Annotated in this window: 6 protein-coding genes and 1 pseudogene; 5 read left to right on the top strand and 2 right to left on the bottom strand. The window is 41.4% G+C overall.

Features of this window, described 5'->3' with window-relative positions; genetic code table 11:
- Nucleotides 1–481 (bottom strand): phosphatase PAP2 family protein (locus OQ5_RS0102975; protein WP_016776071.1); only part of this gene is annotated, 481 nt, incomplete at its 3' end.
- Nucleotides 482–766: 285 nt separating this feature from the next.
- Here OQ5_RS0102975 and OQ5_RS25190 point away from each other — a divergent pair.
- The 5 genes and pseudogenes from OQ5_RS25190 to OQ5_RS20075 form a co-directional block, all read left to right on the top strand.
- Nucleotides 767–835, top strand: a pseudogene (locus tag OQ5_RS25190) (DUF4130 domain-containing protein); the annotation flags it as partial.
- Between the two features lie 302 nt (nucleotides 836–1,137).
- The gene (locus OQ5_RS0102960; RefSeq protein WP_255297353.1) at nucleotides 1,138–2,271 is read left to right on the top strand and encodes a chorismate-binding protein; all 1,134 of its coding nucleotides are present in this window, start codon (nucleotides 1,138–1,140) and stop codon (nucleotides 2,269–2,271) included.
- Nucleotides 2,249–3,937, top strand: coding sequence for a 2-succinyl-5-enolpyruvyl-6-hydroxy-3-cyclohexene-1-carboxylic-acid synthase (gene menD / locus OQ5_RS0102955; protein WP_016776067.1), 1,689 nt, complete (start codon nucleotides 2,249–2,251; stop codon nucleotides 3,935–3,937). The genes OQ5_RS0102960 and menD overlap by 23 nt, the downstream gene beginning before the upstream one ends.
- Nucleotides 3,938–4,300: 363 nt before the next feature.
- Nucleotides 4,301–5,119: a 1,4-dihydroxy-2-naphthoyl-CoA synthase gene (gene menB, locus OQ5_RS0102950; RefSeq protein ID WP_016776066.1), complete on the top strand. Its 819-nt coding sequence runs from the start codon at nucleotides 4,301–4,303 to the stop codon at nucleotides 5,117–5,119.
- A 150-nt stretch (nucleotides 5,120–5,269) separates the two neighbouring features.
- Nucleotides 5,270–6,226 (top strand): AbgT family transporter, encoded by a 957-nt coding sequence (locus OQ5_RS20075; RefSeq protein WP_016776065.1) that lies wholly within the window; start codon nucleotides 5,270–5,272, stop codon nucleotides 6,224–6,226.
- A 145-nt stretch (nucleotides 6,227–6,371) separates the two neighbouring features.
- Here the strand turns inward: OQ5_RS20075 and otsB are convergent, their stop codons facing one another.
- Nucleotides 6,372–7,163 (bottom strand): trehalose-phosphatase, encoded by a 792-nt coding sequence (gene otsB / locus OQ5_RS0102940; RefSeq protein ID WP_016776064.1) that lies wholly within the window; start codon nucleotides 7,161–7,163, stop codon nucleotides 6,372–6,374.
- Nucleotides 7,164–7,381: the final 218 nt, after the last annotated feature.

Here is a 7,381-nt window from a genome sequence, read left to right as displayed (position 1 = left end):
CTAAGCCTTTCTGTTTGGTGGCCATAGCCAGAATGGTAGCTCCTGCAAAAGCTGTAAGAGCATGACCTGACGGGAAGGAGCCAAAATGATGATAATTCATTCCTTCAATAACATGGGGCAGAGTTGACAAATCAATCTCTTTCGCGGGTCTGTACATATGATTAAAAAGTATTTTTTTGCTGATAAATACGATTATCCCGGCAATAATGAGTGAAGTAGTAAACATCACGGAATAATAGTACCTGATAAACAGGAATAATACAGCAAAGAGTGCTAACAAAGTTCCCAGCCCCAAAAGAGTATAAGTCTTGAAAAAATTGTCAGCAGCAGGGGTAGCGTGGGAATTCACAAATAACAGAAAATCTCCTTTACCTGATAGTAATAGAATTAAACCGCCGAGGAATACAAAAATTCCTGTTCCTACTAGAAATTCCTGAATTGGAGAAATTTTTTCTTTTTTAGGATTCGAATAATTGCGCATAGCTAAAATTTTATTTTCTGTCGCAAATTAGAATCCTTTTGTTTTCTCTTGTTTAGGTAAATTTAAAGATTGTATTAGAGAATGATTAATAAGGTGTAAAGATTATGTTGAACTAATGTCTGGTATTGAATTTAAATGGACAAGTGCGATCTTTATTGCCAGGCTATTTAATGTTTTAAATTTTTGCATCTTCATTAACAACGAGTTAATTGCGGTACAAAAATTAAAACACCTTGATTTTTATAAAAATATCTCTTTTTAGACCCCACTTATAGATGGAAGCGCACCAATCCCAGACTTCAGATGCAGTTTATGCCAAAGCGTTTTTGGAAATATCTGACCGAGAAGAAATGAATGGTGCTTCGGCTTTTGTAATTTAAGGTCAGCGTTTATCAACCCGTCTCCCTACATTAAAAACTTAAACATAGAGCCCAAAACTCCTAAAGTAAACCTTTTTGGTTATCTTTGCGTTTCTCTCGAAAGGTAATAAATTGAGCAATTCTGTAAACATAAATAGTGTCTGTTCATAATGTACCATTTGCTGTGTTACACTTGCCGCCAAAATACTCATTTACGAAAAGTAAACTCCGTATTTTCGGACTTCGCACGCCTTGCAACTGGCACTTTCTGAACAGATACACATATTGTAAAAATTTATGCGAGTTTATAGACACGCACTAAATAGTGCAAAGGAATGGATGACCAGCCTTTTGGCTGAGGGCAGTTCTTTTGTGGCTTACCGGCTTCCTGGAGAAGAGGCGGGATATGCCTTTGGTGTTGAAGACGTTTCAAAAATTGATATATCTGACTTTTCTCCCGGACGCTTTAAGGGCTCCTTTGTTGTTGCCCCTTTCACCTTATCGGAAGGTGCTTTTGCTCTGTGGCCGAAAGCTGAGCAAAAAAAGTTTCTGTTTTTGGACGAAAACGTTGGGTATTCACAGATACAATCTTTCCGGCTTTACGAAGAGGCAACTCATGTAAGGAATGATTATGCTCGCTCGTTTAGAAAGATAAAGGATGCATTGGATAAGGGTGTTGCCGATAAAGTTGTACTTGCCCGTAAGATGGAAGTTTCGGATGTTCCGAAACAGATATTACCAGAAGTTTTTGTAACCTTGTGTCAGGCATATACAAATGCTTTCGTTTATTTTTTTGATCATCCGGAGGTAGGCCGATGGATGGGAGCCAGTCCCGAAACTTTCCTCAATAAAGTCGATAATAAAATTACCACAGTTGCTCTTGCTGCAACACAAAAAAGTGAGCATCAAAGCGAAGACTGGAATCTTAAGGAACTGGAAGAGCAGGGGTTTGTTTCGACTTTTGTTGATGAGGTTTTAAATGATTTTGGCATTTCGGATTATCAGAAAACAGGGCCCGAACCGGTTATTGCGGGTCAAATGGTACATTTAAGAACATCTTATCACTTTGATGCAGCAATTGTTGAAGAGCGGTTGGGAGAGTTACTAAAATCGTTACATCCGACACCTGCAGTTGGCGGTTATCCCAAAGACAAGGCCATAGAACTAATCCAAAGTTCGGAGCATTTTGATCGAGGTTTTTATAGTGGTTTTTTGGGGCCTGTTTTTTCCAACGGCTTCAGTTTTTTTGTTAACATCAGATCAATGGAATTGGGGAATGATAATGCTGTTTTGTATCTTGGTGGCGGTATTACACGTGAATCAAAAGAGGAGGCCGAATGGGAAGAGACCCGGTTGAAAGCCCACACGCTTTTATCGGTGTTGCATTCTGTAAAACAAAACCAATGTAATGAGTCTATCCATCTCCGATAAACCGGTGGTCAGACATATTGTGGAGCATTGTTATGCGCATGGTGTGAAATATGTAGTTATTTCGCCTGGTTCGCGCAATGCTCCTCTGATTCTGTCGTTTCCTTCAAGTCAAAAGTTTGAATGTTTAACCATTGTGGATGAGCGGTCGGCCGCTTATTTTGCATTGGGTCTTGCAAGGCATCAGAACTCACCTGTAGCGCTGGTTTGTACCAGTGGCACAGCCGTGTTGAATTATTCACCCGCGCTCGCAGAAGCCTACTATCAGCAAATACCCCTTATTGCAATAACTGCCGATCGCCCGGTGGAATATATTGATCAGGCCGACGGTCAAACCATCCGTCAAACCGGCGTATTCCGAAATTTTGTACGATACTCCTGTCAGTTGCCCTTTGCGGAATTATCCGAAGAAGACCACTGGCTGACCGACCGTTTACTCAATGAGGCTTTTCAAAATGCGCTGGGAGATGTTCGTGGGCCTGTTCACATCAATGTACCTTTTCGTGAACCGCTATATGGAACCGTTGAGACTGGAAATGAACTCATTTCCCGGATAGTTTCGGTCAAAAAAACCGATTCGGTCGCTCAAAAATTTGTTGATGAGTTGGTTTCGGAAATATCGAGATATCGGAGAATATTATTTGTTGTTGGGGCGTTGAATCCTGACGATGGTTTAAATTTCCTTTCCAAATCATTAGCAAGAAAGGGCGTAGTGGTGATGACCGAATTACTTTCGAATTTCTCGGATGATGGTATATTTGGTAATACCGACCGCCTTTTGGAATATTTTGCTAAAGATCCGGGATCTATCCAACCCGATTTATTAATAACTTTTGATGTCCCGGTCTTGTCCAAACGACTGAAGCAACTGATTCGCAAGTATCCGCCAAAAGCACACTGGCATTTTTCCAATCAGGACATTATAGTGGATACATACCGAAGTTTGACACGTCAGATCAAAGGGGATGCTGTTCAGATAATGACAGAAGTTGAAAAGCAACTGCCACGATTTTCATCCGGTTATGTTGAATTGTGGAAAGATGCCCGTGATGCCGTAAAAATGAGGCATGAAATGTTTTTGGGTGAGGTGTCGTGGAGTGATCTCACGGTTTTTAATCAGATTTCTAAAGCCATGCCTGACCGTATGGAAGTTCATTTAGCTAACAGTACACCCGTTCGTTATGCCCAGCTCTTTGAATGGAATAAGCATCAGGCTTTTTATGCCAATCGTGGCACCAGTGGCATTGACGGATGTGTGAGTACGGCCGCAGGGGCAGCTTTTGCAGGTAGCCGTCCGGTTACGCTTATTGTTGGAGATCTGGCGTTTTTATATGATTCCAATGGTTTATGGCATAAATATTTGCCTGATTCATTTCGTGTGATTGTTGTCAATAACGGAGGAGGTGGTATTTTTCGTTATATTCCCGGACCGTCTGAAACGGATCAATTGGAACCCTTTTTCGAAGCAAGGGGGAATCATCAGTGCCGTGGAATAGCCGAAACATTTGGATTGCAGTATTATGCTGCCGGTAATTCCCGTGAATTAGAACAGATACTTGACCATTTTTGGGATGTTAAGGGCAGTCCTGCATTGCTTGAGATTTTTACTCCGGGAGACACAAATGGCGAAATATTGAGAGACTATTTCAAATATTTGAGGGAATCCTGAAACAACAGGTAGAAAAAAAAGCCTAAATGCTCGCTAACTCAGAACCTGAAACTAAAAAAAATACACCATATAAGACATATAAGAACATAAAAGATAAAGTTGCATCATAGATAACAGAGATTTAAGCCCCCCTGGGGGGATTTAGGGGGCCTCAAATTATAAGTCCCCTTTTGGAGGATTTTGGGGGCCGTTAAACAACATATTGGTTAGTTTTATGCGTTAAGCGCCTAACACCCTAACAATCTAACACCCTAACAACCCTAACAACCCTAACACCCTAACAACCCTAACAACCCTAACAACCCTAACAACCCTAACAACCCTAACAATCTAAAAATCTAACAATCTAAAAATCTATCGACTATGAAATATAAGTGGACAACCATTAAAGAATACGAAGACATAAAATTTGAGTTTTGCGAAGGCGTTGGAAAAGTAACCATTAACCGTCCGCGCGTTTATAATGCCTTTAGGCCGCAAACTGTAAAGGAGATGATTGATGCTTTCGATATCTGCCGTGAGCGTCAGGATATTGGTGTAGTAGTGCTTACCGGTGAGGGCGATAAAGCTTTTTGTTCGGGAGGTGATCAGAATGTTAAGGGACATGGTGGTTATGTGGATGAAGATGGCGTTCCCCGGCTTAATGTTTTAGACCTGCATAAACGGATCCGGTCGTTGCCAAAACCTGTGGTGGCTATGGTCAACGGATACGCCATAGGAGGGGGACATGTTCTGCATGTGGTGTGCGATCTGACAGTGGCGAGCGATAAAGCCATTTTCGGACAAAGCGGGCCCAAAGTGGGTAGTTTCGATGCCGGATTCGGGTCTTCTTATCTTGCCAGACATGTAGGACAGAAGAAAGCACGTGAAATTTGGTTTCTGTGTAAACAGTATTCGGCCGGTGAAGCAGAAAAAATGGGATTGGTAAATAAGGTTGTACCGCATGATGCCCTGGAAGAAGAAACCATGGAATGGTGCAAAATAATGTTGAAACGCAGCCCCATGGCTTTGCGTATGATCAAGCGCGGACTGAATGCTGAACTTGACGGACAGACCGGCATCATGGAAATGGCAGGAGATGCCACTCTGATGTTTTACCTCATGGAGGAGTCGCAGGAAGGAAGAAAAGCATTTCTGGAAAAGAGAGATCCCGATTTTGGACAATTTCCGAAGTTTCCTTAAAGCAGCAATAGTCTGTGAAGAAATCTAAACGCAGAGACGCAATGACGCAAAGTTTTTATTATGTGACCTAATTTCCGCAAAGCGTATCTTTTTATGTCAGAAAAGAAGAAAGAAGGATTTTTTTAACGACTTTTAGACAAAGTTGAAGTAGTGGGTAACAAACTTCCTCAGCCTGCTGCTCAAATAATTGAGCCTGGTTATACTGTAAACCCGCTTTCCAATTATTTCTTAATGGCAGCCTCGGTGCCTTTGGTCGGGATTGCCGGTACCTGGGTCACTGAGCGCATCATTATTCCGCGACTTGGGCCTTACACCGAACAGACAGAGGAATCCGTTTCCAGTGAAATAACACCACTTGAGAAGAGAGGCTTGAAATGGACGCTGGTGTCTATTGTTCTCTTCCTTGGATTGATAGTGTGGGGAATTGTGCCCGAGAATGCTGTTTTCAGGGGAGAAGATGGTGGCCTGGAACCATTCTATAATTCTATTGTTCCCCTGATGTTTATTTTATTCTTCATTGCCGGTTTAGTTTACGGCTTGGTAACCAGGTCGATCAAAGGCGATAAGGACGTAGCCAACATGACCGGCGAGTCAATGGCCACAATGGGCGGATACATTGTTCTGGCTTTCGTAGCAGCTCAGTTTGTTGCTTATTTCAACTGGTCGAACCTAGGGCTTATCGTTGCCATTACAGGTGCCGACGGATTACAGAACATTGGATTTACAGGTATTCCGTTGCTTGTGGCGTTTATTTTGGTTTCATCGCTGGTTAATTTGCTTATTGGAAGTGCATCGGCTAAATGGGCCATTCTGGCTCCTATTTTTGTTCCAATGCTGATGCTCATGGGATTCAGCCCTGAGACAACTCAGGCAGCTTATCGTATTGGAGATTCCTATTCCAATATTCTTACACCTTTACTGCCTTATTTTCCCCTGGTGATCACCTTTGCACAGAAGTACGTGAAAAGCATCGGTCTTGGCACCATTATTTCCACCATGTTGCCATTTGCATTAGTTTTTGCTGTGGTAAGGATCATCATGTTCGTTATATGGATTTGGCTTGAAATTCCGTTGGGAATTGAAGGCCCGATTTATTACGGAGGATAAAGACCCAACAGTTATTTGTTGAAAAAGAAAAGGCACAAGAACAGATTGATATGTTTTGTGCCTTTTTGGGGTTTATCGCGTTGATGCGTATAGAATTTCCGGTAAAATGCGAGTCATTTTAGGTGGGAACTTCATGAATGAGCGATTACAAAAACTTTTGAAACAATTTAGCTACTTCATCCACATTTTTTAAGGTATACGATGCATAAGTTGGTTTGCCATTGTGCTCAACCATTATTCCTATGCCGATTCCGCTTTCTTCTAATGCTTCAAAAGCGTCTTCATCGGTGTCGTCATCTCCTATATAAACGGGAATAACCGAAGTGTCATCGGCAAGTCCAAGTTCTTCAAGTATCCACAAAACAGCCTTCCCTTTATGCCAGTCAAGATCGGGTTTGATTTCAACAATTTTTTTTCCGGTGCCTTTTTTGTACCCGGGATTGTTTTCAAGAACTTCATCAAATTCGGCAAGGATGTTATCAATATCTTCTTCTTTTGCATTCCGGTAATGAAGACCTATGGCATAGCGCTTACGATCGACCTGCACTCCTTTATATTTTTTTTGAATGTCGAGCAATTCTTTTTCTATGATACTCAATTCGGGGAGCAAAACTGAAGTCTTTTCATGTTCGCGGTACAAACCATCGGGGCCTGAAATACGAAAACCATGACTGCCTGCGTAGATAAGGTTTTTCAGGCCAACCATTTGTTTAACATCGTCCATATCGCGACCCGTGATGATCGCAACCGTGTATTTTTCTGCAAGCCTGGCAAGGATGTCTTTCATTTCCTGGCTGATACGAGCCTGTTCGGGCTTGCTGACAATGGGGGTCAATGTACCGTCATAATCGAGGAAAAAGGCGGGTTTTTTGTCTTCAAGTTCATTGAAAAATTCTGAGTTTTCGCCAAAAACAGGCATTGGATTGTTGTCTGTCATTGTTTTTAGTTGTTTTTTATTTTTGAGTGTTATTCACAACAGTCCGTTAAACTTTTGCAATACGTTGCAAAACAATTGCTTGTGATTAACAGGTTGTATTTGTTAAAATGCAGTATATCACGATTAGATGAATCATCTAATATCTAAAAATCTATTAATTCAAATCTTAGTACATGACAAAACTGTTAAATAATTGAAAATCAATAAAATAAGTAGTT

Source organism: Anaerophaga thermohalophila str. Valhall, assembly GCF_000250735.1.
Taxonomy (GTDB): Bacteria; Bacteroidota; Bacteroidia; order Bacteroidales; family Marinilabiliaceae; genus Anaerophaga; species Anaerophaga thermohalophila_A.
This window is presented reverse-complemented; position numbering and strand designations above follow the sequence as displayed.